The 26,513-nt window shown below is 54.9% G+C and carries 28 protein-coding genes and 1 riboswitch; of the genes, 19 read left to right on the forward strand and 9 right to left on the reverse strand.

The genetic code is table 11. The features are described 5' to 3' along the window. The first annotated feature begins 22 nt into the window (after positions 1 to 22). From R3D51_16940 to R3D51_16955, 4 genes are all read left to right on the forward strand, one after another. Positions 23 to 1,039: an ABC transporter substrate-binding protein gene (locus R3D51_16940; GenBank protein ID MEZ5901168.1), complete on the forward strand. Its 1,017-nt coding sequence runs from the start codon at positions 23 to 25 to the stop codon at positions 1,037 to 1,039. A gap of 81 nt (positions 1,040 to 1,120) precedes the next feature. Further along, the gene (glnT, locus tag R3D51_16945) at positions 1,121 to 2,482 is read left to right on the forward strand and encodes a type III glutamate--ammonia ligase (GenBank protein ID MEZ5901169.1); all 1,362 of its coding nucleotides are present in this window, start codon (positions 1,121 to 1,123) and stop codon (positions 2,480 to 2,482) included. Positions 2,483 to 2,516: 34 nt separating this feature from the next. Further along, positions 2,517 to 3,278: a creatininase family protein gene (locus R3D51_16950; protein MEZ5901170.1), complete on the forward strand. Its 762-nt coding sequence runs from the start codon at positions 2,517 to 2,519 to the stop codon at positions 3,276 to 3,278. A gap of 269 nt (positions 3,279 to 3,547) precedes the next feature. After that, positions 3,548 to 4,744, forward strand: coding sequence for a hypothetical protein (locus R3D51_16955; GenBank protein ID MEZ5901171.1), 1,197 nt, complete (start codon positions 3,548 to 3,550; stop codon positions 4,742 to 4,744). A gap of 57 nt (positions 4,745 to 4,801) precedes the next feature. On the opposite strand, the gene phaZ is transcribed toward R3D51_16955, so the two are convergent. Next, the gene (phaZ, locus tag R3D51_16960) at positions 4,802 to 6,016 is read right to left on the reverse strand and encodes a polyhydroxyalkanoate depolymerase (GenBank protein MEZ5901172.1); all 1,215 of its coding nucleotides are present in this window, start codon (positions 6,014 to 6,016) and stop codon (positions 4,802 to 4,804) included. 127 nt (positions 6,017 to 6,143) lie between these two features. Here phaZ and R3D51_16965 point away from each other — a divergent pair, with 127 nt between their 5' ends. Together R3D51_16965 and R3D51_16970 are read left to right on the forward strand one after the other, a co-directional pair. After that, on the forward strand, positions 6,144 to 6,803 hold the full coding sequence (locus R3D51_16965; protein MEZ5901173.1) for a glutathione S-transferase family protein: 660 nt from the start codon (positions 6,144 to 6,146) through the stop codon (positions 6,801 to 6,803). Between the two features lie 260 nt (positions 6,804 to 7,063). After that, the gene (locus tag R3D51_16970; GenBank protein MEZ5901174.1) at positions 7,064 to 7,426 is read left to right on the forward strand and encodes a hypothetical protein; all 363 of its coding nucleotides are present in this window, start codon (positions 7,064 to 7,066) and stop codon (positions 7,424 to 7,426) included. Positions 7,427 to 7,444: 18 nt separating this feature from the next. Here R3D51_16970 and R3D51_16975 read toward each other — a convergent pair whose 3' ends face one another. After that, a complete protein-coding gene (locus tag R3D51_16975) occupies positions 7,445 to 8,221 on the reverse strand; it encodes a Crp/Fnr family transcriptional regulator (GenBank protein ID MEZ5901175.1) in 777 nt (258 codons plus the stop codon). A gap of 461 nt (positions 8,222 to 8,682) precedes the next feature. Between R3D51_16975 and R3D51_16980 the strand changes: the two genes are divergently transcribed. Continuing rightward, positions 8,683 to 9,897 carry a DUF4424 family protein gene (locus R3D51_16980; GenBank protein MEZ5901176.1) on the forward strand — a complete coding sequence of 405 codons (1,215 nt, stop codon included), beginning with the start codon at positions 8,683 to 8,685 and terminating at the stop codon, positions 9,895 to 9,897. A 159-nt stretch (positions 9,898 to 10,056) separates the two neighbouring features. After that, positions 10,057 to 10,165: riboswitch (SAM-I-IV-variant riboswitch) on the forward strand. A 240-nt stretch (positions 10,166 to 10,405) separates the two neighbouring features. Continuing rightward, positions 10,406 to 10,837, forward strand: coding sequence for a hypothetical protein (locus tag R3D51_16985; protein ID MEZ5901177.1), 432 nt, complete (start codon positions 10,406 to 10,408; stop codon positions 10,835 to 10,837). A gap of 910 nt (positions 10,838 to 11,747) precedes the next feature. On the opposite strand, the gene R3D51_16990 is transcribed toward R3D51_16985, so the two are convergent. The 7 genes from R3D51_16990 to R3D51_17020 all read right to left on the reverse strand — a co-directional run bounded on the left by R3D51_16990 (position 11,748) and on the right by R3D51_17020 (position 15,576). Continuing rightward, positions 11,748 to 12,155 carry a hypothetical protein gene (locus R3D51_16990; GenBank protein MEZ5901178.1) on the reverse strand — a complete coding sequence of 136 codons (408 nt, stop codon included), beginning with the start codon at positions 12,153 to 12,155 and terminating at the stop codon, positions 11,748 to 11,750. 8 nt (positions 12,156 to 12,163) lie between these two features. Continuing rightward, entirely contained in the window at positions 12,164 to 12,937 is a 774-nt protein-coding gene (locus R3D51_16995; protein MEZ5901179.1) for an RHS repeat-associated core domain-containing protein, read from the reverse strand. Positions 12,938 to 12,980: 43 nt separating this feature from the next. Then, a complete protein-coding gene (locus R3D51_17000; GenBank protein MEZ5901180.1) occupies positions 12,981 to 13,364 on the reverse strand; it encodes a hypothetical protein in 384 nt (127 codons plus the stop codon). Between the two features lie 24 nt (positions 13,365 to 13,388). Further along, a complete protein-coding gene (locus R3D51_17005) occupies positions 13,389 to 13,847 on the reverse strand; it encodes an RHS repeat-associated core domain-containing protein (GenBank protein ID MEZ5901181.1) in 459 nt (152 codons plus the stop codon). Between the two features lie 82 nt (positions 13,848 to 13,929). Then, a complete protein-coding gene (locus R3D51_17010; GenBank protein ID MEZ5901182.1) occupies positions 13,930 to 14,427 on the reverse strand; it encodes a DUF6714 family protein in 498 nt (165 codons plus the stop codon). A gap of 546 nt (positions 14,428 to 14,973) precedes the next feature. Continuing rightward, positions 14,974 to 15,162: a hypothetical protein gene (locus tag R3D51_17015; GenBank protein ID MEZ5901183.1), complete on the reverse strand. Its 189-nt coding sequence runs from the start codon at positions 15,160 to 15,162 to the stop codon at positions 14,974 to 14,976. Between the two features lie 45 nt (positions 15,163 to 15,207). Beyond that, entirely contained in the window at positions 15,208 to 15,576 is a 369-nt protein-coding gene (locus R3D51_17020; GenBank protein ID MEZ5901184.1) for a hypothetical protein, read from the reverse strand. Positions 15,577 to 16,766: 1,190 nt separating this feature from the next. On the opposite strand from R3D51_17020, the gene R3D51_17025 reads away from it, so the two are divergent. From R3D51_17025 to R3D51_17075, 11 genes are all read left to right on the forward strand, one after another. Next, positions 16,767 to 17,291: a hypothetical protein gene (locus R3D51_17025; GenBank protein MEZ5901185.1), complete on the forward strand. Its 525-nt coding sequence runs from the start codon at positions 16,767 to 16,769 to the stop codon at positions 17,289 to 17,291. Positions 17,292 to 17,420: 129 nt separating this feature from the next. Beyond that, the gene (locus R3D51_17030; GenBank protein MEZ5901186.1) at positions 17,421 to 17,966 is read left to right on the forward strand and encodes a hypothetical protein; all 546 of its coding nucleotides are present in this window, start codon (positions 17,421 to 17,423) and stop codon (positions 17,964 to 17,966) included. Positions 17,967 to 18,132: 166 nt separating this feature from the next. Then, positions 18,133 to 19,152 carry an RHS repeat-associated core domain-containing protein gene (locus R3D51_17035; GenBank protein ID MEZ5901187.1) on the forward strand — a complete coding sequence of 340 codons (1,020 nt, stop codon included), beginning with the start codon at positions 18,133 to 18,135 and terminating at the stop codon, positions 19,150 to 19,152. After that, positions 19,149 to 19,586, forward strand: coding sequence for a hypothetical protein (locus tag R3D51_17040; protein MEZ5901188.1), 438 nt, complete (start codon positions 19,149 to 19,151; stop codon positions 19,584 to 19,586). Before R3D51_17035 ends, R3D51_17040 begins: the two co-directional genes overlap by 4 nt. 78 nt (positions 19,587 to 19,664) lie before the next feature. Continuing rightward, complete coding sequence (locus R3D51_17045) at positions 19,665 to 19,922, forward strand: hypothetical protein (GenBank protein ID MEZ5901189.1); 258 nt, start codon at positions 19,665 to 19,667, stop codon at positions 19,920 to 19,922. Positions 19,923 to 20,779: 857 nt separating this feature from the next. Continuing rightward, entirely contained in the window at positions 20,780 to 21,313 is a 534-nt protein-coding gene (locus tag R3D51_17050; GenBank protein ID MEZ5901190.1) for a hypothetical protein, read from the forward strand. A gap of 391 nt (positions 21,314 to 21,704) precedes the next feature. Continuing rightward, the gene (locus R3D51_17055) at positions 21,705 to 22,250 is read left to right on the forward strand and encodes a hypothetical protein (protein MEZ5901191.1); all 546 of its coding nucleotides are present in this window, start codon (positions 21,705 to 21,707) and stop codon (positions 22,248 to 22,250) included. Positions 22,251 to 23,162: 912 nt separating this feature from the next. Then, positions 23,163 to 23,555, forward strand: a complete 393-nt coding sequence (locus tag R3D51_17060) for a DUF4279 domain-containing protein (protein ID MEZ5901192.1) — start codon at positions 23,163 to 23,165, stop codon at positions 23,553 to 23,555. A gap of 720 nt (positions 23,556 to 24,275) precedes the next feature. Then, on the forward strand, positions 24,276 to 24,428 hold the full coding sequence (locus R3D51_17065; GenBank protein ID MEZ5901193.1) for a hypothetical protein: 153 nt from the start codon (positions 24,276 to 24,278) through the stop codon (positions 24,426 to 24,428). An 871-nt stretch (positions 24,429 to 25,299) separates the two neighbouring features. Further along, complete coding sequence (locus R3D51_17070) at positions 25,300 to 25,497, forward strand: hypothetical protein (protein MEZ5901194.1); 198 nt, start codon at positions 25,300 to 25,302, stop codon at positions 25,495 to 25,497. A gap of 166 nt (positions 25,498 to 25,663) precedes the next feature. Beyond that, the gene (locus R3D51_17075; GenBank protein MEZ5901195.1) at positions 25,664 to 26,497 is read left to right on the forward strand and encodes an RHS repeat-associated core domain-containing protein; all 834 of its coding nucleotides are present in this window, start codon (positions 25,664 to 25,666) and stop codon (positions 26,495 to 26,497) included. The last annotated feature ends 16 nt before the right edge of the window (positions 26,498 to 26,513 follow it).

The following is a 26,513-nucleotide window of genomic DNA, read 5'->3' on the forward strand; positions in this document are numbered from 1 at the left end:
TTATATGAGAGGAGTAGACTTAATGTTCACTGGTTTAAGTTCGCGACTGCGGAGTGCTGCACTCGCGGCAGCCGGATTGGCTGCATTGCTCTCAATCCCCGGTGTCCCGCAGGCCAAGGCCGAAGAAAAGGTAACGTTGGCCACTGTGGCGTGGATCGGCTACGCGCCCTTTTATGTCGCGGTTGAGAAGGACCTGTTCAAGAAATACGGCGTAAAAGTCGAGCTTAAGGATTTTGCGGACCCGGCTCTGATCCCCGCGGCGTTGGCGAGTGGCGGCATTCAAGGCGCCATGTACACCTACGATCAGGTCATCAATCTTGTGGCCAACGGAAACGATTACCGCGTCGTCATGCCGATCGACTACTCGAACGGCGCTGACGCAATCATCGCGTCGAAGTCGATCAAGATACTGGCTGATCTGAAGGGCAAGCAGGTCGCCTATCCCTTCGCTACCTGCGACAATCTCCTGGTGGCATACGCGCTCAAGTCCGTCGGTTTGACTGAAGCCGACGTGCAGGGCCTCGACACAACGCCCGAAAACGTCCCCGCCGCGCTTGTCGGTGGCGCTTCCGCAGGCGCCACATACGAGCCCAACGTCAGCAAGGCTTTGAAGCTCGAGGTGGGTGACGGCTTCCATTCCATCTATACCTCCGCCACCTCACCAGGACTCATCACCGACGTGCTCTATTTCCCTGCTTCCTACATCGCTGCGAACGGCAAGACCGTCGAGGCCATTATCAATGGCTACCTCGATGGCCTGAAGTACCTCAAAGAAAATCCAGACGATGCTTATGCTATCGTCGCGAAGTACTTTGCCACCACGATCGAGGACGTGAAGGAACAAGCCAAGGGCGTTTACAACGTTCCTATGGCGGAATGGGCCGGCTACTTCGGACCGCGCAATGACGCCAAGTCCTTCTACACCACAGGCGCGCTTATCGCTGAGATCCTCGTCCAACGCGGACAAATCAAAGCAGCCCCGAAGATCGAAGACACCTACACGAAAGTGTTTGTCGAAAAACTCGCTTCGGCGAAGTGATCAGCCGGCGTGGCGGCTTGCGCAGTGCGAGCCGTCTGCCTCCCCTGCAGTTGCAGACCATCCGCAAATGGAGAATGACCAGTGGATGCCCTAGTCGAAAAGAAGTCTGACGGCCCCAGCGGGGGTCTAGCCGAAACCGGTGTGAACTATATGCTCGCAAGCTATGTCGACATGCACGGCGTATCGAAAGGGAAGGTCGTCCCGATCGCCCATCTCGATCGCATGATGTCGGGATCAGAGCTTTGTACCGGAGCCGCACTCGACGGCGTGCCTCAAGACGTCAGCGATGAGGAGGTTGCAGCACACCCCGATCCCAACTCCGGCATCGTCCTGCCCTGGAAGAGAGACGTCGCATGGTTCGCCAGCGACCTGTGGTGCGAAGGAAAGCCGTTCGAGGCTTGCAGCCGCAACATCCTAAAGCGTGCCCTCGCGAAGGCGGCCACAATGGGTTACGCAATGAACCTCGGCATGGAGGCGGAGTTCTTCGTTCTAAAAGACGATCCCGTTCTCGGTTACAGGCCGATATCGGATCGCAAGAACCTCGAAAAGCCCGCGTACGATGTTTCTCGCATGTTGGACAACATGGGCTGGATGGATGAACTCGTGCAGGCCATGAACAGTCTGGGCTGGGACGTCTACAGCTTCGACCACGAAGACGGTATCGGCCAGTTCGAAATCGACTTTAAGTACTTCGACGCGCTCTCAATGGCCGATCGCTACGTATTCTTCAGGTTGATGGCGCACGAGATCGCCCGCAAGCACGGCGGTTTTGCGACATTCATGCCCAAGCCATACGCAGATCGTGCAGGCAGCGGGGCGCACTTCAACATGTCGCTTGCCGACATCAAAAGCGGACGCAACGTGTTTGCCGATGCAGCGGACACACGCGGATGCGGTCTATCCAAGCTCGGCTATCAATTCCTTGCCGGCGTATTGAAGCATCTCCCGGCGATCTGCGCAGTCGTTGCTCCAACCGTAAACAGCTACAAACGGCTCGTCCTCAAGGGCTCGATGTCTGGCTTTACCTGGGCGCCGGTCTGGGCGTGTTACGGCAACAACAACCGTACCAACACGCTACGCATACCGCTCGGCGGCGGGCGCGTAGAACTGCGCGCAGCAGACAGCTCGTGCAACCCCTATCTTGGCGCCGCGCTCGTCCTGATGGCTGGGCTCGAAGGCATCGAACAAGATCTCGATCCTGGAGATCCGCATCTGGAGAACATGTACCTCAAGAGCGAAGCGGAGCTGAAATCCCTCGGCATTACGCATCTGCCCCGCACGCTGGAAGAGGCGCTGGACGCATTCGAAGCCGATCCGCTGACCAAATCGGCATTTGGCGAAAGGATGTGGAATTCGTGGCTCGACTTCAAGCGTGACGAATGGATGTCTTACATCAATCACGTCAGCGACTGGGAAAAAGCACGCTACCTCAAATTCTACTAACGCAACACGCATCTCAGAAGAAGAGCGCAAAGACATGCAATGGGGCGAGCGGACATGGTGTGAGCTACCGGCGGATTTAGCAGCTGCAGAAAACTGCGCGTTGCTTCCCGTCGGAGCTACCGAGCAGCATGGGCCTCAATTGGCCACCGGCATGGACTATGTGCTGGCCGACAAACTTTGCAAGGAAGTGGCTGCAAGGACAAAGGTTCCCATGCTGCCACTTCTCGCTTACGGCTGCTCCCTCGGCCATAGCCGGCGGTGGCCCGGGACGATCTCACTACAGCCGATCACATTGATCAATCTCGTCAAGGAAATCGGCGACTGGGCCTATATCAGCGGCGTGCGCCGGTTATTTATCGTCAACAGTCATGTGACGAACGCGGCCCCGTTGCGATGCGCTCTGGAGATGCTTCGTGCGGAACACGACGATCTTGCTGTCGCCTTGATCAACACTCCTCACATCAGCAAACGCGTCCGCCGGGTGTACTTCGCGGATGGAGAAGATTGGCATGCAAATGCGGCTGAGACATCGCTGATGATGGCCGTTGCGCCTCACATCGCGCGGGCCGAACTGAACGCATCAACCGATGACGAAGATCGAACCGGCGGACTGGTCTTTTCGCATCCCGTGAACAGGACCAGCCGAAACGGCGTCACCGGCTTCCCCAGCCGTGCGAGCGTGGATGAGGGGCGAAGTCTCTTCACGTGGATGGTGGAAGACCTGAGCGCGATCGTGGAGCGCGGCAAGCAGGAGCGGCCACCGCTGACCGCTTCCTACAATGAGCGCGCTTGGTGACTTGCTCAGAGTTCAGGTCATGCAGGCTTCCGCCTTTGCTGCTTTTGAGCTTTGCTTCGCGACGGCGGCACGCCGTGCGCACGCGAATGCCTGAAGTTGTATAAGACCATTGGTGCCCAAGACTGTGGCGCTCCCGCCCTCCCAACCGTCCGCGATTCAGCTAGGGTTGCCAAACACGCAATCTCGATGAACCGCGACAGGGGGAGAAATTGGTTAGGAACGTCAAGCCTGGAACCCCAGCTTGTCGAAGCTTGACCGGATGCCGATACATGGTCGGCGTCTTCCTGCTCGCCACGTCTGCCAATTTGACCAGCGCCTTGGCTGACACGGTTGCGCCCGTTCGATCAACGCCGTCTTTCGCTGATACAGGAACGCTCGCAGCTTTTTTCTGGGGCGCTGGTAACGCCCTGGATGCATCTTACGACAGAGTGCAACAGTGGAAGGCGGACAATCACATCCCCATAAGTTTTGGCGCACAACACTGGTGGCACATCGATGCCGGTGACCACCTGTACGGCAACGGCTACGGCCTGCCAGGGCTGCGGGGCACATACTACTACTTCGTCGCGTTCGACCCTTCGATGAAGGTTGAGGGCAACGGGATCGTGGACGAAATAGGCTTCCACAACCAAACGCGCTTTCGTGACAGCGGTGACAAGCTTCGCAGTTTCTATAACGACACGATATGGACCTACGAAACCTACGCCTACGCCAAAACCAGCGTGGGACGATTCAAGGCCGGACAGATTGTGCAGGAATTCGGCATCCCTTGGGACAATAGCTGGTGGGAAGCCGTACCGTTCTTCGATGGATATCGATCGAATCCCGCATGGGGTTTCAGCTGGGATCGCAACTGGAACGTATCGAACAAGTTTAGCGTCGCCAGCACGCTTCAATACTTCATCATCGACGATCGCGTGAGCGGTGCCTTCGCCGACGCGAACGCTGAAGCGTCGCCGCCACTTAGCGAGCGCAATACTTTCAACGTTCGCCTTGTCCCACAATGGACCCTGAATGACGACACCAAGATCAAACTTGGGCTTTCCGCTCTAACGCGAGAAATCGACCACGCCGGTTTTCCAAACGTCGATTCAAGACAGACGGCTTTTGCTGTCGATCTTACCTACACTTGGAACAACCTTAGTGTTTACGGGCAATACACAAACTCTCACGGCGCCATCACCCCGGCAAGGTACGTCTCCGGCGGACCGAGCGATAAGCAGGAAAGCGTCGAAGTAGGCTTCAATTATACGCTTGGCCCAGTCTCCGCGCGCGTCAATTATTCTGAAGGCTGGGACGACAACCCGTCGGGTCATCAGTACATTTTCAATCCCGGGCTTACATTCCAGATTTCCAAGGGCGTGACTGCCTACGCAGAATACGTCAAATGGAATGTCACCGACAGCACGGGCACAACGACAAGGTTCGACGACGGTTACGAACTCATTCTCGTCTGGAACTACTGAACCATCAGCTTCGAGTTCAGGCTGTATGTTTTCGCCCAGGCCGGAACGAACCGATGGCTACTCCATCGACAAGATGAAAGAGCGCACCACCGGATAGATTTCTTTCTCCCATCGCTTGCCGTTGAAGGTTCCGTAGTGACCGACGTTGGCTTGTAGATGGTGGCGCTTGAGGTGAGGCCTCAGTGAAGAGCAAAGGTCATGCGCGGCTGAGGTCTGCCCGAGTGCGCAGATGTCGTCACGCCCGCCTTCGACTGTCAGCAAGGCTGTTTTTCGGATCACGCCCGGATCCACCTTGCGGCCACGATGCGTGAAGCTGCCGGTCGCCAGTTCCGCCTTCTGAAAGACCCTGTCTATCGTCTCGACATAAAATTCCTCGGTGAGATCGAGCACCGCAAAATATTCGTCGTAGAACGTCTTGATCTTTTCTGCTTCTGCAGTTTCGCCTGCGGCCAGGTGTTCATAAAGCTTCTGGTGGGCAGCCCTGTGCCGCTCGAGGTTCATCGCAACGAAGCTGGAAAGCTGAACGAAGCCGGGATAAACGCGCCGCCCTGCCCCCTTAAAGCGATCAGGAACGACGCTGGTGACGACCGTTTTGAACCACGCCAGGGGCTTGTCGTTGGCCAACTCGTTGACGGCTGTTGGGCTTTCCCGCGGATCGATCGGTCCGGCCATCAGCGTCATGGAACGCGGCGTGGCCGGATGATTATCGGCTGACATGACGGCAGCCGCAATGAGCGCCTGAACACAGGGCTGACAGACTGCGAGGAGATGACACCCCGGCCCAATTTCTTCGATGAAGCGGATAATATAGTCAACGTAGTCTTCGACACCGAAGCGCCCGGCATCAAGCGGAACGTCTCGCGCATTCACCCAATCCGTGATGTAGACATCATGGTCGCTCAGAAGCGTCTGAACGGTCTTGCTGAGCAATGTCGCGAAATGACCCGAGAGCGGCGCAATTACGAGGACGCGCGGCTGAGGTGTGTCTACGTCCTTGGCAAAGTGCAAAAGCTGACCGAACGGAAGATCAAGGGCGACCTCTTCTTTCACCTCGACCAGCGCATTGCCTACCATCACCTCGCGGATAGCGAACTCTGGACGCACGTGCGTCAACTTCAACCTCTCGACCATTTCAAGCCCGGCGTCGAAGTGCTTCCTCGCGGTCCCGACGAACGGCCAAAAATGGTCCGACGACATCGCGCGCATGTGGGTCGCAGCCTGCCGCATTGCGGCATAGAAGTCGTCGTGAAGCTGATAGGTTTGATAAAGCATTTAGCAGTCTCTTCTCCGTCAGCCCAAAATTTAGGCGAATTACCAAGCGCTTGTCTCGGACGGATGATAGTGCAAGACTTGTTGCGCTGCGAGATGAATATTAGGTCAGTTTGAACAGGAATTGCGCATGACCAAGGCCACCGCGACGTTGACCATATCGTCGAAGAACTATTCATCATGGTCCCTTCGCGGCTGGCTGCTCTGTAAGATGGCGGGGCTGGAATTCGTGGAAAAGCCCATCGCGCCGGAAGACGCCGAGGCGCGCCAAGAGCTTCTGCTGCTTTCTCCTTCGGTCCGCGTACCACGCCTGACGCATGGCGATGTTACTGTTTGGGACACACTTGCGATCGCCGAATACGTCGCCGAGATTGCACCCGAAGCCCACTTGCTCCCCGCAGATCAAGCTGTGCGCGCCCATTGCCGCGCTGTCTCCGGTGAAATTCATTCGGGGTTTTACAATCTGCGCTCAGCCTTGCCGATGAATCTCAAGTCACGGCACTCGTCTTTCAAAATCTTTTCCGGCGCGCGGCCTGACGTCGAAAGGATCAAGGAGATCTGGTCAGAGTGCCTTGGAAAATACGGCGGCCCCTATCTGTTCGGCAACTTGACGATCGCCGACGCAATGTATGCCCCGGTCTGCACGCGCTTTCATACCTATAGCGTGGCGCTGCCGACTGAGCTTGCCGCATATTGCGATCGCATACTCGATTGGCCGCTGATGAAAGAATGGACCGACGCCGCCATTGCCGAACCAGACGAGATCGTCGAACTTGAGGTTGAGTTCTGACGTTAAAATATTCGGCTTTATCTATTTCTTTGGCTCAGTCGCGTCGGCAAGCGAACGCGACTTTGTCATTACCCGGCTGTTAAATTTCTCCGACCCCGCACCTCGTGGCCACGATCCGGAACAAACGGTGCTATTGGAAATTAATACAGATATTACCGACGTTGAGCAGAAGTGGGCTATCTTCGGTCTCTGACTAAGCGTTCAGCTACCGTTCAAACTCGTTGGAGTTCAATTGCTGAGGACAAGCTGGGAGGACTGATATGAAATCATTCATTTGCGCCTTTACGGCAGTTGCAATCGCGAGCTTTGCTTCGACAACAGTGCGCGCAGCCGATTTGGATGAGGTCTACGACGAACCAGATGCGTACGTCGAGAGGGTTCCGCCACGGCCACCCGTCGTCGTTTACGTAACACCCCGGTACTACGATCCGGGTTATTACGATGATGACGCGACCGTCGTGACGATCCATCCGCGTCGCGCTTACCGGCCATATCCGTACTATGCACCCTACCCCGTTTACCGCGCCTACCCCCGCTATCCGGCCGGGTACTATCCTTATCGCTGGGGACCGCGCTTTAACGGCTGGCACCGCGCGGGCTGGGGTCCCCGCCGTCGGTGGTGACCCATCACTGCAGGCTCGCTATCTGGGATTGTTAGACCGATCACGACTCTCGTAGAGACCGCGGTTTGGATGTGCACGACTGAAATTAGACCGATCTCGTCTGGGCTCGGAAGCCAATTCCTCAAGTGCAGCCATGTCTAAAATGCGTAGCTCTGCATCTGACACGTTTATCAGTCCGCTCTGCTGAAGCCTCACTAAGGCATCGGAGACTGCATCGATATCCAACTGGAGTTGTTTCGCCACATAGCCCGACGACATGTCCTCACTCACGACAAGCGGATCACGACCTTCAGAAGAATTGATACCGGATACCGCAGCCAAGTAATTTGCGACCCGTTGGATCGGAGACGGCAAATCGGCATTCAGCGACGTGTCCTTCAGATATTTGAATTCACGCTCTTTCGCCTCAGCCAACCTGAAGAACAATTGGTCATCATTCGCCAACGCATCCTCAAGTTCGGCTTCACTGATAGCGCGTACATAGGTGTCTGCTATGGCTGCTGCGGTACTTACGTGTTTTCCGAGCGACCCCAATCCTATGATGTCGCCGGGGAATGCAAACTCAATGATGTCGTACTGTCCCAGCGTCGAAGGGCTGTAATGGCAAAGGGCACCGGTCTCGACCACGTATAGTTGACGCGGCTCTCCGCTGCGAAAGAGCATCGTGCCTTTGGGAACATGCCGCCGAAGCGCACCTTGGAATTGAGACTCTTGTTTGGGAGCGCGAACCGAATTATCGGCCGTCGGAGCAGCACAGACCTGTGGCTCCCAGCTCGCGTACTCAATAACTTTCATGCGACGCACCCAATATGGACACGTAGCACCCTACCCGCCTAACCCCAGGTTAAGTCTGCGCCGACCAGCTCCGAAGTCAAGCACCTAACCCATTATGGTCTAATGGAGAATTAGCTTCGAAATAATATTTGATCGCTCAATCTCAAATTTCGGTGCGGATCCACATTCAACGACGTCTTGATGCCACTTTTGCCCCGTTCGATAATAACCGCCGAAATTGAAATGGGGTGCCAAGCTTCGCCAATGGCGTTTTAATGAGCTTGGCCAGGAATTCATTAGTTTCTGATATGTTGCGGTTATTTGGGCCGCACTTTTCGATGAGCTCCCGTGCCACGGCGGGCTTCTTTCCGTGGCTGCCCGCATGGGCGTTTCCTCCCTAGACTAGGGCCGCAAACCTGCGGCTCTTTTTTTCGCCTGAGACCTAATCCCATCAACTAGTGCAGATCTGGAATGCAATGATGATGAAACGCTGTGTTGTAGTCTTGGCTCTACTGAGCGCAGCAGCCACACTCTCACCCAATACACTCAAAGCTAATGACAGCACCGCTGAGCTTGGTGCTGGAGGACTCATCTTTTCGAAAAATGATGATGTCGAGATGACCTCCGAAGACCTTTTCGTGTCTCGCGAACAAATCATTGTTGACTACAAATTTTACAATCGATCTAGCCACGACGTCACTTCTCTGGTCGCGTTTCCCCTGCCTGAGATTGAATATCAGGCCGACGCCGACGTCGGAATTCCATCGCCAGACTCCGTGAACTTCGTCGACTTCGTAACTCTTGTTGAAGGTCGGCGGATTGAGGCCGACGTAGAGCTGAAATCTAACGTTCAGGGCGTCGACAAAACGGAGGAGCTGAAAAGGCTAGGAATGCCGCTGAACCCTTATCAAGCTAGCAGCGTCATTAACGCCGCCAGCAAAAGCGTTCTCGATGAAATGCGACGGGAAAACCTATTGGATGAAAACAATCAGCCGCTTTGGAAACTCAAGACGGTCTTCTACTGGCAGCAGACATTCCCGAAGGGTCGCACGATCGAGATCAGCCATCGCTACAAGCCGATTGCGGGCGGATCTGTGATGACGAGCATTCACCACATACCAACGAACGCTGATATCCGAGAGGACTACAAAAAGTACTGCGTAGAGCGGTCATTGATCGACGCGGTCAACCGCTCCATCAAGCCCGGCGAAGACTATCCGCGGTTCGGAGAGTTAAATGTCGAATACATCCTCACGACGGGCGCAAATTGGGCATCTCCAATTCGCCGCTTCCGCCTCGTTGTGGATAAAGGTTCACCTCGCAATCTGGTGAGCTTCTGCGGCGACGGCGTAACAAAAATCACTCCGACGAGATTTGAGATCACCGCAACGGACTTTGTCCCCAAGCAAAATCTGGAAGTTCTAATCCTGACACCCGGTGACGAGACCGAGGGTCGAGAGACTGATGTCACGGAACGTCGAGACTTTGGCTCTTTCACTTGCGCGGACCTTTGGCAGGCACGTAACGCCATCTTCAAGGCGGAAGGGTACTGTTTCAAAACATCACGCGCGATCTCGCAATTCGGCAATTCCGGGTGCAAGTACGACGACATTAAACAAGTGCCGTTGTCCGATGCAGAGCGCAATGAAATTGCCAGTATCAAGAATGCAGAGAGATTGAAACACTGTCCCCGCTGAGACGGATCTGTTCAGCAGGTCAACGCTCAGGTGTCATTCGACGCGCAATGGCAACTCAATCCCATGCACCCTGACGTATCCCGTTGCATCAAGCGTCGGGCCTTGAAGAAATTGCTAGCCGACGTCATGTTTCTGGAAGTGCGGGACGTAACGCGTTTCGCACAGCATCAAGAGACGGACATTAAGTCCGAGCCAACCTGCCAACCCTGGCAAGGTGGAGCCGCGAAAGCGGGATGCGGTCACAACAGTGGCAACGAAGAGGGCAAAATGCCGAAGCAAATCTCGCCAATAGAATCGTTGATACGCTCACGGCTCAATGATCTTGGGTTGACTGAGGCTGAGTTTCTGCATCGTCTCGGCTATCGAAAAATGCACACAGGTCAACAGCACCTTCGGCGATCACACCCGCCGCACGCTTATTCAAAGACTGCCTGAGGCACTCGAGTTACCACCGACTGTGGTCAGGACGGCCTTTGGAGGTGAGCTGGGCGGCCGCGCGATGCCAATAATGCTGACGCCAGCCCAATATCACGAGCGTCGCGAATCTTTCTTCGCCTCTCTTGGACCTAACCCGGGAACCACGATGATGGGAATGTGGGCTTGGGGAGATGCCATGATTAAAACATTTCATCAGAGCTTGCGAGCTGAGAATACGTGGTTTGAGAGTTCTGTTTCTCGTGAATATATCGCGCTGCGCGATACGCCCTGCGTTCAATCGTTCTTGAGCGGTGATCCCGACTTCATATCGTTAGATGCATTCGACTCTTTGGTAAATAAAGCTGTCGGGCAGGCGTTCGGGGAACCGACCCACATATTCGAACTCCATCCAAAATCCAGAAAAAACGTCTATGCACGCCATCGACTGACGCTGGGTCGGGTTCTCGTTCAAAGAGACATTGTCATCCATGGCAAGAGATACAGCTTCAAATTCTATACATAGTGATGTCATGACTAGTATCTTGCCGTCCCCCTGCCATAATGGCCTCCGCTGCAGAACCGCACTCCCCCCGGGGAAACGGCTGTGGCGGGGGCACCCTGATCCCTGCGTAATTGGGTGATCAGGGTGCCTTTCATTTGGGGGCAGATCCACAGGACAGACGGTCAGCCGTGACGAGACACCGTCTCGCGGTGGCAATCAGACGTTACGTTGTCCTCGTCACGGCTTCGAAAGTTTAGGGACTTCCAACCCAGTCACAGATGCCAGACGCGCCTTGGAAACTGTGACAATGAACCATTGCTAGGATAACGAGGCTTACCGCCCTATGAAGATTTGGTGAATAGTTCGCAATGAGAACCGGAAATGGCTTCTTACAAATGCGTGCCCCCAAGAAAGCATTGCCGACCAATCACGGAACGTCCGTACCATCACTATTCTCGGCGAGGGCATGACCTGGGACCAGGAACTGCCGTCGCTCGTCCGCTGAGGACAAAGCTGGAGTTCATTCGCCAACTGATAGTCACGACGCAGCATTCTTGATGCTCATCGCGGGAGTGAGAAATGAGGCGCATTAAACTACTTTGATGGTCGGCTTCGCAGTCTCTCAAGTAATCCCTGGCCCGAAAACCCTGGAGCAGGTCAGCGCCGCCACTCGCATTTGTTACCCGTCCACGGACCTCGCTGCATTTCATGTATGTGGTAATGAACTTTCATTCCTCCATGGGGTCCCTCAGTGGGACTACTGACTTCAAAGCATTGGGTGCCTTCCGGAGGATCACCACGCCGTCGTAGGTCCACGACGGCGATCGGGTACGCCCCCCCCCCCGCACTGCACGAGGAGTCAGGCGTTGCTAATCATCGGGGGTGGGTCCATCGCTTGACCTAGCCTGCGATCGGTATCTTCAGTGGCCGCTCAAGGTTTGGAAATACCCGTCTGTACCGAGTTCGCCAGAAATTCCTTCACATCGTCGCTTAAGCTAACCTTGTCTTTTATGCTCTCGAATTCAGTCGGTGTGATCCGGACCCGTAGACCTTCTTGTGACGCCAAAGTTGGCAGAATCTTCAATCGCTCTCCATACTTTGCATTGCCGAGAACCCATACTCTGCCTCGACCTTCGAAGTCGAGTATGCCGATAACAGAACCGAATTCACGATCGTTATAATACTGAATACGCTCTTGGATAGGTTGATTGCGGCCTGCCATCTCTGCGGCCTGCACAACAGACCACTCTCTTTTGGAAGCGTAGTCTTGCTCAAAAACATATACGCTCGCAATGACCACCATTGCAAAAACTATCAAAGCTATTTGCCAAGTCCGCATCCCGGCGCTCACTTGTTAAATTCGAACACATTGGGTGGAGGACCATCTTTCGGTATGTAAATGGTGCGGGTCGTGCTGCGGTTTACAATGTTAGAGACCGTACCTGGAAACATGCACCCCATTCCGGATAAGTCGAAGTTGGTGCAACGCCGGAGTGCTTCAAGAGTGCGACATGCGCAAGTATCGCCGGTTGTCCAATGCGGCAGTTTCGGCGACAAAGTGTTCAAATAGTTTCTGATGCACCTTTCTTCATCGGGTGTCGTCGGCAGAATTTGAATTGTTTGGTCTCTCTTCTTCGATTGCGAAGTCACGTAATTCGAGACGCTGGACCCCAATGGCGTATTGTTGCCAAAGCTATAAGTTCCACACTTCGTGCAGGTAACTGCCGTATGACCCATCGGGTTGCCCGGCACTGCACCTCCTGTGATCACCGCCGTTTCTAATCCCCAGAAATCGACTAGCGCGTTGGGAGCACTCCGCGCATAAGCATACACACCCGGGCCATCTATAAACCCCAGCGGATCGGGCTGTGTGTAGCGGCCGAGGCTGGGATCGTAATGCCGATGCCAGTTGTAGTGCAAGCCGGCTTCCAACTGGAACCACTGGCCGGGGAAGCGGGCGTTGAGGGTTTCGGCACCTGAGAGCGTGTAGGCGCCGCCGAAGGGACTATAGAGGGCCGACCAGGCGACCGCGCCCGAGGCATGCGTGATCTTCGTGGGCCGTCGTTGCAGACCATTCGCGCATCCTTGCAGCGCCACCACGGCGAGGCATTCGCGCTGCATTTGCAGTACCCGATCCGGCCGCGCTGGCAAGAAGGAAGGCCTCTCAGAGTATTTTCCTCATTAGAAGCCCCAACAGTATCCCCGGGACAACAGTAGATAAGGCCGTAATGAGAAATATAAGAAATGCTGATTGCAAACCCTTCAAACCAGGAAAGTCAGTTCCATATCCCAGTTGCTCTATCACCAGATTGGCAAGCGGACCCAAAATAATGATTGGAACGATCAGTAGAAGCGCCTTGAGCGTAGCTTGCTCGACGGAGAAATAAGAAACTAGAAGTGCTGCCAAAAACGGAAGCAAATAGAGGCTCTTCCGCCCAATTTCCGCATATCCCTCGACACCATATGCCCATTTCTCAAATGTGAGTCCCAAGGTAAACCATACCAACAGCAGCATTAGGCCCACAAGCCAAATTTTCAGATCGCTCATCTCTAATTTCTTGTCCTGGAAAACTCAGTTAAACGGCCAATTGTTCGGGAAGCTCTGCGGTGGAACGGTTCCGCCACAAGCGTCCAGCGCTCGTTGGACGCAATGGCAACAGTTATTTCTGGCGATCGAGTACTGTGTACATCGTCTCATCGCATTTCGCAGACAATTATCCCGTTCGGGATCTTGTTCGCGGGTACATTGGGTTTGCGGGTGTTCGGGCTCGGCATCGGGACCCACTCCGTTCGGGTCGAAGCCGATGGTGGTTCCATCGCTGAACCTCAGATAGCAGTGCCGATATCCTGTAAACCCGATGTTCCTCAGCGGCCTGTGACACATCTGGAAAAGGCCCGTGATATCGACATTTTGCGGCGGGCTTGATCCCGCATACGCATATACCCCCGGTCCATCGACGAAGCCGAGCGGATCGGGCTGGGTGTAGCGGCCCATTGTAGGATCGTAATGCCTGTGCCAGTTGTAATGCAAGCCTGCGCCAGGTTACGCGACGCGGACAACAATCGAAAGAGCCCGGCAAGCCGTCGAACTGCTCCAAGCCTTTCACCGGTCGCTACCCGTTGGCGTAACGCCGGGCTGCAGGGCACCAAAACTCTATCGCTCCGTCAATCTCATCACTCATCGCATCACGATCAGGAATCGTCTTCGAAATGAATTTCAAGAACTTGCAGATGGTGCTCTTTTGATCGGAGCTCAAAAGCGATATTAGTATTGGTCCATCGTTTTCATCTTTTAGGTTGAACAGACGATAGACTGTATAGTCAGTGACGCTAGATGACGGATTCTTGATTGCGTACAACATAAACTGGGGTAACACGAACGCTAAGCCCTTGGGCGTGAACGCCGATAATGAATTGCGAAAATTTTCGATATCGCTCGCCAAAATTTGCGTTGCATCGAGTGCTTCTAGCCGAGCCAGCATAGCTGCAATGTCTTCGACCTCCCAGTGGGAACGCTTGATGCTGACGTCAAGAGGTGGCCGAAAGACATCCGAAAATGCGGACCTAATACAGACAGCTAGAGCATGACCATCAGAACTTACGTCTATCATCGCTTAAGGATCCGGAATAAAATTACTTGGTAGCTGAACGCAGATGTTGCATTTCTTCTGTTTGGCAATTCGGAGGCACTTTTTGATTTTGTTTTCCTCATCAGGGATGCGCTGCCAATGGTCTTGATCTTCGGGATCAAAGCAATTTGCGGTCAATCGGGACTGCGCCAGTATACATTTGGCTGCGTTGGAAATTTTATCAACAATATCCGAGCACTGATCATTGTCTCCGTGGCAAGTTTCATTCCTCCATTTACAATATACTTTCGTTTGGAGCTTTAACCAGTAGCACTGAGCTAGGCTGCCCCCGCTACCTGGTGGCGTGGAGGGTGGGTCGATTTGAGGGTCGGGAACGTTTGGCGGAAGCCACTCATCAACCAGTCCCGTCGGGTCCACTCGCAATATCGGGCTGTTATGGACATACGCATACACACTCGGGCCATCTATAAACCCCAGCGGGTCGGGCTGGGTGTAGCGGCCGAGGCTCGGATCGTAATGCCGATGCCAGTTGTAGTGCAAGCCTGCTTGCTTGATGCGCCTTCCGACTCACGTTCCGCGAGCCGGCCGGAAGGCGCGCAACATCTGGAACCACATCAACACCGGCTTGCCGAGTGTTGAGCAACAAAACTGTCCGGGGAAGCGGGCGTTGAGGGTTTCCGCACCTGAGAACGTGTAGGCGCCGCCGAACGGGCTGTAGAGAGCCGACCAGACGACCGCGCCCGTGGCATCCGTCATCTTCACAAGACAGTTGAGCCCGAGTCCGGACCAGACAGAGCGTATTCAGGTCGTGTTAAATTTTGCCTGTAGCGCCTCATCAACCAGCGTTTCGAGTTGTCGGTACGTTTCGACGCCAGCAGCATAAGGAATTGCTCGTGGAAATGCGATTTCTACCGGCAGGCCGCACCATGTGGCCCCAGGATAGGCCTCTCCTATAAGTCCTCTGAGAGCGTCGAATGCTAGCATTACTGATTGCATCTCATCGACGCCGAAAGCACTCGCTTGCTTTGCTAATAGTCCTGCCGCACTTATTCTGATGGCGCATTGGAACTCCATTGAGTCAATACGGATTGGCTGATCAATCTCTATCAATATTTCCTGGTCTGAACCGGCGAATGACATCGAGCGACGCAAAATCGCGTTACCATCCATTTGTTCTACTCCCAACTAAAGCGGAACATCGAGACAGTGATTATTGTAACAATAGCCAAGGCAGCCGGCCGTGCCCAAATATGTAGCTGCCCAACAAAGCGCCTTCGCCTGGGGTGGCATTGGTGTAACTCTGCAGAAATTTTCCATCGTCGTCTTCCCTGCATTGCATGCGCGTATGCACTTTTGACAGGTATCTTTCAAACAGACCCTAGTCTCACTCGGTGGGAAAGATTGTGAGGACGATTGCCGCCCGTCAATATCGATGTACTCATGCGGTGAACTTTTCACATAAGCAAACACCCCCGGCCCATCGACGAATCCGAGGGGATCTGGCTGTGTGTATCGTCCAATCGATGGATCGTAATGCCTGTGCCAGTTGTAGTGCAAGCCGGCTTGCTTGATGCGCCTTCCGACTCGCGTTCCGCGAGCCGGCCGGAAGGCGCGCAACATCTGGAACCACATCAACACCGGCTTGCCGAGTGTTGAGCAACAAAACTGTCCGGGGAAGCGGGCGTTGAGGGTTTCGGCACCTGAGAGCGTGTAGGCGCCGCCGAACGGGCTGTAGAGAGCCGACCAGACGACTTACTTGATGGCGCTTCGGATGCCCACTCGCATCCGCGCCGTTTTTCTTTGCGCTTCGGATGCCCACCAGCGCTCACCGGACGGTTGAGCTGATCACGCTCAACACCGGCTTGCCGCGTGTTGACCAACAAAAGTCCCGGGGAAGCGGGCGTTGAGGGTTTCTGAACCCGACAGCGTATAGGCGCCGCCGAACGGGCTGTAGAGGGCCGACCAGACGACTTACTTGATGGCGCTTCGGATGCCCACTCGCATCCGCGCCCGTGCGTGACCCGCGCGTGGGAGAAATCTCGGCCTCCGGCATCCAGATGTACTCGCGCCAATGCGCTTCCGGCCAGCTCGCGGAACGCGAGTCGGAAGGCGCATCAAGCAAGCCGGCTTGCATTACAACTGGCATCGGCATTACGATCCAACAATCGGACGATATACACAGCCAGATCCGCTAGGGTTTGTGGATGGGCCGGGGGTGTTTGCTTACGCGCGGGGTGCGCCTCAGCGATATGTCGACAAGGATGGGAGAGAAGTTATCGTCTTGCCGCACCCAATTTTGATACCCATCACTATAACAGCCCTGTATTGCTCCGTTTATCCAGAAAAGTGTCGGAAGATCATTGATCAATGCCTATCGTTGTTTAAGCCTTCAAATACCGGTGGAGGCGGCGGTGGAGATGATGATGACGATGATCCTTGCGCAAAGCAACAAGAGCGAGATTTCAGTATTTGCAGATTGCTCCCAAACCGAACGAACGCGCAGAAAGCTGTCCGATCTAGGTGCTGGGATAGCGCCGACGCTCGATACGGGGCGTGCCGTGCCGGCAAGACGCTTCCACCTCTTATTACATGGTGAATACATGACGAAGACTATTATCGCTCGACGGACGCTGCACGTCGGTGCTACTCCAGTCGAGATTTCTGTAGAATGTCCCGTTCTCGACGGAGAGGATTATTGTTGCCGCTACGCTATCAATTGGCCGCAATGCACGCAGAAAGGCTATGCCATGGGGGTTGATTCAATGCAGGCCCTAATTCTTGCGTTGTCCCACATAGCCTCGGATGTCAGATCCCCAAGAGTCCAGCCAGAAGAAGAAATATACTGGTTGGAATTAGGAGACGAAGGAGGGTTCGCGAGATCCTGAACATCGCGTCGCCATTCCGTCATTGTTCGCACCTCCGATCAACGCGGCAATATTTTCTCCGACGCCCGCACGATCACGGGAGCGGGCAGCGCCAAGACGGTCTCCTACCTCTACTCCGCCGCCGATCTGGTGACACAGATCACCTACCGCTCCGGCCGCATCGTCCTTTACGATCGCGATAGCGTCGGGCGTATCAACAAGGTCTCGACCAAGCAGAACTCTGGCGCTTCGAGCGTGACCGTCATCGACAACGTCACCTATCAGCCGATCTCGAACCTCATCAAATCTCTGACCTACGGCAACGGCCTGGCAGAGACCGACGCGCACACCCAGGACTACGAGCAATCGCAGTGCACGGTGACGAACGGCGCCACGACCGTGATGGGCCTTACCTTCGGGCGGACCGACAACCTCAACATCACCTCGATCGGCGATACGGTCACCTCCGCCAACAACCAGTCGTTGGGCTACTCGGCGGCCAACCGCCTGAACAGTGCCAGCGGGATCTACGGCTCGCAATCGTGGACCTATGACGGCGTTGGCAACCGCACCAGCGAGACGTTCGGCGGGGTCACCGATACCTACAGTTATCCTTCCACCAGCAATCTGCTGCAGGGTGTGACACGCTCTCCTTTGTGGCGCTTCGGATGCCCACCCGCATCCGCGCAACCGTAACGCCCGATCCGCGCGCCTTCACCTATGATGGAGCCGGCAACACCCTCACCGACGTGCGCACTCTTTTCGCGCCTTCCGGCCGGCTCGCGGAACGCGAGTCGGAAGGCGCAACCAAATTGGCGTCACGTATGCCTACACCTATAACAACGCCAACCGCCTCAAGACGGTGTCGCAGTCGGGCAACCTCATCGGCACCTACACCTACAATGGCCGTGAACAGCTCGCGACCCGGGTGATCACGAACTCGGGCTCGGCCAACGGCACGACATACTTCGTTCATGACCAGTGGGGCAATATCATCGCGGAGCTCGATGCGACGGGCTCAACCGTGCGCGAGTACATCTGGATGCCGGAGGCCGAGATCGCGCCGACGCGCGGGTCACGCACGACCGTTGATCGTCCGGTCGCGGTGGTCTCCAACGTCGCCACCACGCCGGCGCTGCTCATGGTGCACGTCGATCAGCTCAACCGGCCCGTGAAGATGACGGATGCCACGGGCGCGGTCGTCTGGTCGGCTCTCTACAGCCCGTTCGGCGGCGCCTACACGCTCTCAGGTGCCGAAACCCTCAACGCCCGCTTCCCCGGACAGTGGTTCCAGTTAGAAGCAGGCTTGCACTACAACTGGCACAGGCATTACGATCCCAGCCTCGGCCGCTACACCCAGCCCGACCCGCTGGGGTTTATAGATGGCCCGAGTGTGTTTGCGTATGGGCGGAGTTCGCCGGAAATTGGGGTAGACCTCAACGGACTGGAAACGGCGGTGATAACCGGCGGCCCGGTACCTGGAAATCCGTTTGGCCATACAGCGCTAGCTTGCACCAAATGTGGTGTTCATAGCTTTGGAACTAGAACTCCCCCCGGGTCAAGCACTTCAAATTACGTAACTTCGCAGTCGAGAAAGAGAGATCAAACCATACAAATTCTCCCAACAACGCCCGACGAGGAAAAGTGCATTCGCGACTACCTCAACACGTTGTCACCCAATCTTCCTGATACATTGCTCACCACTGACACGTGCGCCTGCCGTACGCTCGAAGCGCTAAGACGATGCACTTCATTCGATCTTAGTGGTGTTGGGTGCATGTTCCCGGCATCCACTTTCCGGATTATCCAACGAAGCACGACTCGCACGTTGCGCATTCCCAAGGGCGGACCGCCGCCCAATCTATTCGATTTCAACAAGTGAGAAAAACCAACCAGGGTCGAATAGCGATGCAATGGCGGTTGTCTATGTTTTTGGTCATTCTTTTTGGAGCGACAACTTGGTTTTACTTCTTCACTCAAGACCAGAAATCCAAACGCGAATGGTCTGTGGTGCAAGGAGCGATATTCCGCGCGGGAAAAGTGCCAACCCAAAATCGGATCGAGTATCAATATGATAATGGGTGCAATCCGTGTATCGGCATACTCACACTCGACGGCAAAGACCGAATGTGGATCCTTGCGAGGTCCAACTACGGGGAACGGCTGAAAATAATGGGGGGAAAACTGCTCGGGGAAACGGACGAATATCGGGTGCGTATTTCCCGGGCTGAGTTTGAGTCGATAAAGGAGAAAGGAGATTTGAGCGATGAGGTCGAACAATTTTTTATAAACTCGATTGACCCAAGGATCAGGTAGCGTCTGAAGACGGGCTCGCAGTCGGGCAACCTCATCGGCACCTACACCTACAATGGCCGCGAGCAGCTCACCACCCGGGTGATCACGAACTCAGGTCCCGCCAACGGCACGACGTACTTCGTGCATGACCAGTGGGGCAACATCATCGCCGAGCTGGATGCGACGGGCTCAACCGTGCGCGAGTACATCTGGATGCCGGAGGCCGAGATCGCGCCGACGCGCGGGTCACGCACGACCGTGGATCGTCCGGTCGCGGTGGTATCCAACGTCGCCACCACACCGGCGCTGCTCATGGTCCGCTCTTTTGTTGGTCAACACGCGGCAAGCCGGTGTTGAGCGTGATCAGCTCAACCGTCCGGTGAGCGCTGGTGGGCATCCGAAGCGCAAAGAAAAACGGCGCGGATGCGAGTGGGCATCCGAAGCGCCATCAAGTAAGTCGTCTGGTCGGCTCTCTACAGCCCGTTCGGCGGCGCCTACACGCTCTCAGGCGCCGAAACCCTCAACGCCCGCTTCCCCGGACAGTGGTTCCAGTTAGAAGCAGGCTTGCATTACAACTGGCACAGGCATTACGATCCGACAATCGGACGATATACCCAGCCAGATCCATTGGGGTTCGTCGATGGACCGGGGGTGTATGGGTATGTGCGGAATAACCCGTATCGGTATGTTGATCCGGATGGTCGAATTGCTATCGGAGATGACATAGTAATAGGAGGAGCTGCCGCCGGCGCGATCATCATAGTAGGCGAATATTGCAGGCGAAAAATACTGGAATGGTGGAATCGTCGGACTGCCCCGCCGCCGCCTCCTCCGCCTCAGCCCTGCACCCCTCCAGAAGGCACGCAATGCTACGTTCTCGACCAACATGTACCCGGTAGCCGCAGTCGGCTTGGAACAATTTCGCATTACCACATTCTTGAGCATCGAAGAATTCGAGCAACAAATGCGTGTCAATGGCAGGAATTGCGAGATAAAATTGGAGTCGGGGTGTTCCCCGTATTTGATCTTGGTGGAATGCTACCGTGTAGCTCATATGGCGCAGGTAGGTCTTAGAGGGGTGACAATTGTCGTTGCTGCAGGATAGATCAACCATTCCAATCAGTGCATTGGTTGGTCATCAATTGATTGTGGGATTCAGCCTGAGGCAAAGTCCCCAGAAACCCACAGATTCGACTTCGTCGAGACGATGCGCCTTGCTTGAAGGACCAAGTCTGAAGTTTCAACATCCGATAAGCTTAGGATTCGATTTCTGGGATATCGTCGAGGAGGAAGATTTCGCCTCAGAGCGAAATGGGATGAATCTGCTATCGATTCCCGACACGTTTGGTCTGGAAGACGCCATTCCAGAAAAGTCGTGCTTGCTTGCAGTTGCAATGAGTACCCGAACAGCACTTTCGCTAGAGCAGCGGTTTGGACTGACCCTACTTCCAATCGGTCTAATTGCGGCATCTGCGAATTGGCGTTTCCTCGGCTATGACGTCACAGCGCCAGGCGGATTAACCAGCGCGCTTTACGGCTTCGATTGGTCAAAGCTGACGGACCCAGAAAAAAGTCGTTTTCCGCGCGGCCAGGGCAATGAGTTTGGCTTGTTGGAGGACGAAAGACAGGCCGGGGCTTTCGCACGCTTCTTTAACGATGATAAATTGGATCACTCGCCATATTATCCGATGGGCTTATGGGTTAAGGAAAGAACTTCTAAGCGAACATTTTTTACCGATACGGCTTGAGCGGGCAATCACACGTTTTGCTTTGCGCTTCGGATGCCCACCCGCATCCGCGCGTCTGTACGGTGCACGACGTCTTCGGAAACCCCGGCCTTCGCCGGGGCAGGCTAAATCGCCGAGCTTGACGGCACGGGCGCGCCCGACAAAATTCCTGACCTGGTAGACCCAATAAAGCGACCGCTGATTTGCCTGCAGTTGAGGGAAGCTGTTCAATTCTATTGCAAAAGCTTTCCATATTCCCTTTTTCAGAATAATGCTTGCTCGAAACAAGACTCTTGCAGTGTTCTCGAAGAGAAATGGAAGAAGCGCCGAAACTGCATTAAATATCAAGCCATACTCAGTTCGTACTGCTTCGGTGCAAACATTACCCATCTCAAACGTTACGAAGACGAGAGTGACGCAATCAATAAATGCCGTGAATATTTCAGCGACAATGGCTGCGGCTGCTTGCCAAACTGATCGGTCCTCGCATATGTCCCGAACTAACAAACAAACTATATTGGACCGGTTAGAGGATTGTTTCGACCTGAGATCGGATGTTTCGACCAATGGCTTAGTATACGGATCAGCCTGGGAAGATCAGGATATTCTGACCGCGCTCCAGGCTAAGAACGGGAAGGTCGATGATGAGTTTGTTGGCTACTTCTTTGACTCGCTGGCCAACTTCACTCCAAAAGGGTTTGCAACGATCCTACCATTTTACTTGCGATTTGCACTAATACATCCAACTAGCGATGTGGCGGAGCGAGTTATATTCAGGTGTGCTAATCTGAAGCCAGCCTCAAAGTATTTAGGGGCGTTCACGCAAGATCAACTCGAAGTTTTGCGTATTGCTTTTATAGAGCTAGAGCATGGTCTGGCACTAGCAGGAGAGTCCAGTAGGTTTATGGCAGAAAAGTTTGAAAAGGTTCGACAGAATTTGAACTCTTCGAGCAGCTGATCCGGCGCGTGATAACCAACTCAGGCAGCGCCAACGGCACTTTAATGATTGCGCTCCGGATGCCCACCCGCATCCGCGCAGACACTTCGTCCATGACCAGTGGGGCAACATCATCACGGAGCTGGATGCGACAGGCGCGCCACGTTGAGGTAGGCGCTTCCGACTCGCGTTCCGCGAGCTGGCCGGAAGCGCATTGGCGCGAGTACATCTGGATGCCGGAGGCCGAGATCGCGCCGACGCGGGGGTCAAGGACGGGCGCGGATGCGAGTGGGCATCCGGAGCGCCACCAAAGCGTCGATAGGCCCGTCGCGGTGGTATCCAACGTCGCCACGTCGCCGGCGCTGCTCATGGTGCACTCTTTTGTTGGTCAACACGCGGCAAGCCGGTGTTGAGCGTGATCAGCTCAACCGTCCGGTGAGCGCTGGTGGGCATCCGGCATTACGATCCATCGCTCGGCCGCTACACCCAGCCCGACCCGCTCGGGTTTATAGATGGGCCAAGTGTGTTTAGTTATGCTTTGTGCAGTCCCCATCGGTATGTCGACCGGGATGGGAGGTTTGCTGTAATCCTAATTCCGGCCATCCCCGAACTAATCACAATGATAACGACACTCGGTGTTTGGCTCACATTGCCAGACACGCCTCCATTGCCCGAACCTCCGAAACCACCGGACCCGAAGACGGACTATCAGTGTCATGAAGGTGATAACGACGATGATTGCAAGGATCGTCTATCCGATTGGCGAATTAAGAACCAATGTAAGATCGATGACGCAGAAGCCTTCAAAATGGACATTCTTGGTCGTCGTGCGCAGATCAGCCTTTATGAGCTGTGCAAGTGCAAAAACGGAGAAGTAGCAATAAGAGAAAAAGGCTGTAAGGCTTCAACTCAACGAACGGGACATATGTGTGAATGAGAATGCGTAACAGAACCACCGTGCGTTCATCGTTCGCAATTAGCGGCTTCGATTGCGATCCATCGGAGATTACGCATGCGCTTGGTATCGTGCCAACTCGTACGTCAACCGAGGCACCTGATAGGAGCGGATTTAAGTATTGGGAATTTGACCAAAAAGAGATTGACTCAGTTTTTGTTGAAGAGCATGTCGCCAAGATCATTGAAAGACTTGCGAATAGCTCGCATACAATTATGGAGAGTCCAATCTTTAAGACTAAAAATGTGGAGTTAAACATTTTTGTAATCGCCAAAGTGTCGGAGAACGATATCGGTGTCAGAATGTGTCTCAGTCCCGAAATTAGCAAATACCTTTCGGATCACTGTATCAACCTCGTGATTGACGGCTGACTGAGGCCACTACGGCTCGCAATCGTGGACCTATGACGGCGTTGGCAACCGCACCAGCGAGACGTTCGGCGGGGTCACCGATACCTACAGTTATCCTTCCACCAGCAATCTGCTGCAGGGTGTGACACGCTCGGGCGTAACGCCCGATCCGCGCGCCTTCACCTATGATGGGGGCGGCAACACCCTCACCGACGTGCGCACTCTTTTCGCGCCTTCCGGCCGGCTCGCGGAACGCGAGTCGGAAGGCGCAACCAAATTGGCGTCACGTATGCCTACACCTACAACAACGCCAACCGCCTCAAGACGGTGTCGCAGTCGGGCAACCTCATCGGCACCTACACGATCCGGATGGTCGAATTGCTATCGGAGATGACATAGTAATAGGAGGAGCTGCCGCTGGCGCGATCATCATAGTAGGCGAATATTGCAGGCGAAAAATACTGGAATGGTGGAAGAGAGACACCACACCGCCAGATGATCCTCCTGATGAGAACAGATGTAAGGCAATCATTAGGGGCTGCTTTGACGGTTGCAAGCAAGTTATGGATGAGGATCCTGATAGTCTTCCGGGCTCAGGCCGAAATCTTCAACCAAGGCTTGTTCGCTGCGTCAAAGATTGTGCGGCGGCACATGGATGTTCTTACTAAGCTCTAAGAGAGACAGATGGACCGTGAAGCAGCTGAAGACCTAATCACAGAATATCTCCGTTTTGGAGATATTTTGAATCACGTAGTTGAGATATCACATCGCATTCCCGACAATTCGCAGCGCTCCATCGTACGCGGATCCGTGGCGGAGGCTCAGTTCCATTTCTATGAAATTGTAAGAGCTGTTGGTAAGGAATACCCCGATCTAGTTCCCGACGTTTCATAACGAACGACGACCGTCCACCCGCATCCGCGCGCGGCACAGGCATTACGATCCGACAATCGGACGATACACACAGCCAGATCCGCTAGGGTTTGTGGATGGGCCTAGCGTGTATGCGTATGCGCGGAATAACCCGTATCGGTATGTTGATCCGGATGGTCGTCAATGGTGGCGCCCATTTACTAGGCTACCTAGTTGGCTCAGAATACCGTTTCCGCCGGAGTCTTGGCCGAAGCCGCCTGGTTGGATGCCCGAGTGGATTTGGAGATACCCGGAAGGGACGTCAAAAGCCTGCCCACGATGGTTCGATCCCAGGGGTGGAGAATGGCGCTACCACCAAGCTGACAAATGGCATCCCAAGGACCACTGGGACTACAACCCTTGGACCGAATGGAACAGTCCTTGGCAAAATATCCCATCTGCACCACCCACTATGCAGAATTTTGACCCCTCGATTACCTACTAAGGAGGAAAAGGTGATAGGCCAACTGACGATAGATGAACTATCCTGTGGGGCAGATGAGACAAATGTCGTACGTATATATGGGACTGACGTTGAGGCTTGGCTATCTCTGGAGTTGATTTTTAAGGAACTGGGGGACGCAAAGCGGCATGAAGCCCGAATACGAGCCGCTTCGCGGGATGGCATAGAGATCAACTTGAGGATCACCGACTTCAATCAGGGATTTAGACGTCTGTCTGACAGATTATTTGAACTAGCGCTGTCCGAGGAAACGTTCTTGATGATTGGTGGTTTGGTACATGCCTTGGCTCGCTCAGGCGACGATCGTTATCAGTGGCTTCGAGGCAGTGCTGACGGCCCCGATAACGGGGACGCCGTTCGCTTGCTAGCATCAAGAAGTTCTTCGGGTGCTTGGTAGAAGTACACGTCGTCGAACCTATACGGGACTCCAAGGCGTTCTTCTATGACGGCGTTGGCAACCGCACCAGCGAGACGTTCGGCGGGGTCACCGATACCTACAGTTATCCTTCCACCAGCAATCTGCTGCAGGGTGTGACACGCTCTCCTTTGTGGCGCTTCGGATGCCCACCCGCATCCGCGCAACCGTAACGCCCGATCCGCGCGCCTTCACCTATGATGGAGCCGGCAACACCCTCACCGACGTGCGCACTCTTTTCGCGCCTTCCGGCCGGCTCGCGGAACGCGAGTCGGAAGGCGCAACCAAATTGGCGTCACGTATGCCTACACCTATAACAACGCCAACCGCCTCAAGACGGTGTCGCAGTCGGGCAACCTCATCGGCACCTACACCTACAATGGCCGTGAACAGCTCGCGACCCGGGTGATCACGAACTCGGGCTCGGCCAACGGCACGACATACTTCGTTCATGACCAGTGGGGCAATATCATCGCGGAGCTCGATGCGACGGGCTCAACCGTGCGCGAGTACATCTGGATGCCGGAGGCCGAGATCGCGCCGACGCGCGGGTCACGCACGACCGTTGATCGTCCGGTCGCGGTGGTCTCCAACGTCGCCACGTCGCCGGCGCTGCTCATGGTCCATGTCGATCAGCTCAACCGGCCGGTGAAGATGACGGATGCCACGGGCGCCGATGTCTGGTCGGCCCTCTACAGTCCGTTCGGCGGCGCGTACACACTCTCAGGCGCCGAAACCCTCAACGCCCGCTTCCCCGGCCAATGGTTCCAGATGGAAGCCGGCTTGCATTACAACTGGCACAGGCATTACGATCCGAGCCTCGGCCGCTACACCCAGCCCGACCCGCTGGGGTTTATAGATGGCCCGAGTGTGTATGCGTATACGCGGAATTCGCCTCTTTCAAAGATTGATCCGAAGGGTTTGGATGCGGGCGGTGGTGGTGGCGGTGGTGGCGGCGGTGAAAATGCTGCTAGGTGTAAATTGATATTTCAGATGAAACTCTACCAGAGGCACTTTGAGTTTTTGCCTGGACCGGTTCAAGTAAATTGGTGCATCTATGATTGCAGCACTGTGTGCCCCGCCCCTAGAAACAGTATTATTTCTCGCATACAGTCGGTATACAATCCGCCTTACGATTGCCAGGAAGAAACACTACGCCAACCTAACGAATGACCCGCATGAAGAGAGC

Source organism: Hyphomicrobiaceae bacterium (genome assembly GCA_041397645.1).
GTDB lineage: Bacteria > Pseudomonadota > Alphaproteobacteria > Rhizobiales > Hyphomicrobiaceae > Hyphomicrobium_B.

What these genes read in the sequence shown, in the direction of transcription:
- R3D51_17015 (MEZ5901183.1), bottom strand. Translation starts at nt 15,162, where the DNA reads ATGACGGATGCCACGGGCGCGGTCGTCTGGTCGGCTCTCTACAGCCCG.
- R3D51_17000 (MEZ5901180.1), bottom strand. Translation starts at nt 13,364, where the DNA reads ATGAGCGATCTGAAAATTTGGCTTGTGGGCCTAATGCTGCTGTTGGTA.
- phaZ (MEZ5901172.1), bottom strand. Translation starts at nt 6,016, where the DNA reads ATGCTTTATCAAACCTATCAGCTTCACGACGACTTCTATGCCGCAATG.
- R3D51_17020 (MEZ5901184.1), bottom strand. Translation starts at nt 15,576, where the DNA reads ATGGATGGTAACGCGATTTTGCGTCGCTCGATGTCATTCGCCGGTTCA.
- R3D51_16940 (MEZ5901168.1), top strand. Translation starts at nt 23, where the DNA reads ATGTTCACTGGTTTAAGTTCGCGACTGCGGAGTGCTGCACTCGCGGCA.
- R3D51_16980 (MEZ5901176.1), top strand. Translation starts at nt 8,683, where the DNA reads ATGAAACGCTGTGTTGTAGTCTTGGCTCTACTGAGCGCAGCAGCCACA.
- R3D51_17010 (MEZ5901182.1), bottom strand. Translation starts at nt 14,427, where the DNA reads ATGATAGACGTAAGTTCTGATGGTCATGCTCTAGCTGTCTGTATTAGG.
- R3D51_16970 (MEZ5901174.1), top strand. Translation starts at nt 7,064, where the DNA reads ATGAAATCATTCATTTGCGCCTTTACGGCAGTTGCAATCGCGAGCTTT.
- R3D51_16975 (MEZ5901175.1), bottom strand. Translation starts at nt 8,221, where the DNA reads ATGAAAGTTATTGAGTACGCGAGCTGGGAGCCACAGGTCTGTGCTGCT.
- R3D51_16965 (MEZ5901173.1), top strand. Translation starts at nt 6,144, where the DNA reads ATGACCAAGGCCACCGCGACGTTGACCATATCGTCGAAGAACTATTCA.
- R3D51_16950 (MEZ5901170.1), top strand. Translation starts at nt 2,517, where the DNA reads ATGCAATGGGGCGAGCGGACATGGTGTGAGCTACCGGCGGATTTAGCA.
- R3D51_16985 (MEZ5901177.1), top strand. Translation starts at nt 10,406, where the DNA reads ATGCTGACGCCAGCCCAATATCACGAGCGTCGCGAATCTTTCTTCGCC.
- R3D51_17060 (MEZ5901192.1), top strand. Translation starts at nt 23,163, where the DNA reads ATGAGAATGCGTAACAGAACCACCGTGCGTTCATCGTTCGCAATTAGC.
- R3D51_16995 (MEZ5901179.1), bottom strand. Translation starts at nt 12,937, where the DNA reads ATGCAGCGCGAATGCCTCGCCGTGGTGGCGCTGCAAGGATGCGCGAAT.
- R3D51_16990 (MEZ5901178.1), bottom strand. Translation starts at nt 12,155, where the DNA reads ATGCGGACTTGGCAAATAGCTTTGATAGTTTTTGCAATGGTGGTCATT.
- R3D51_16955 (MEZ5901171.1), top strand. Translation starts at nt 3,548, where the DNA reads ATGGTCGGCGTCTTCCTGCTCGCCACGTCTGCCAATTTGACCAGCGCC.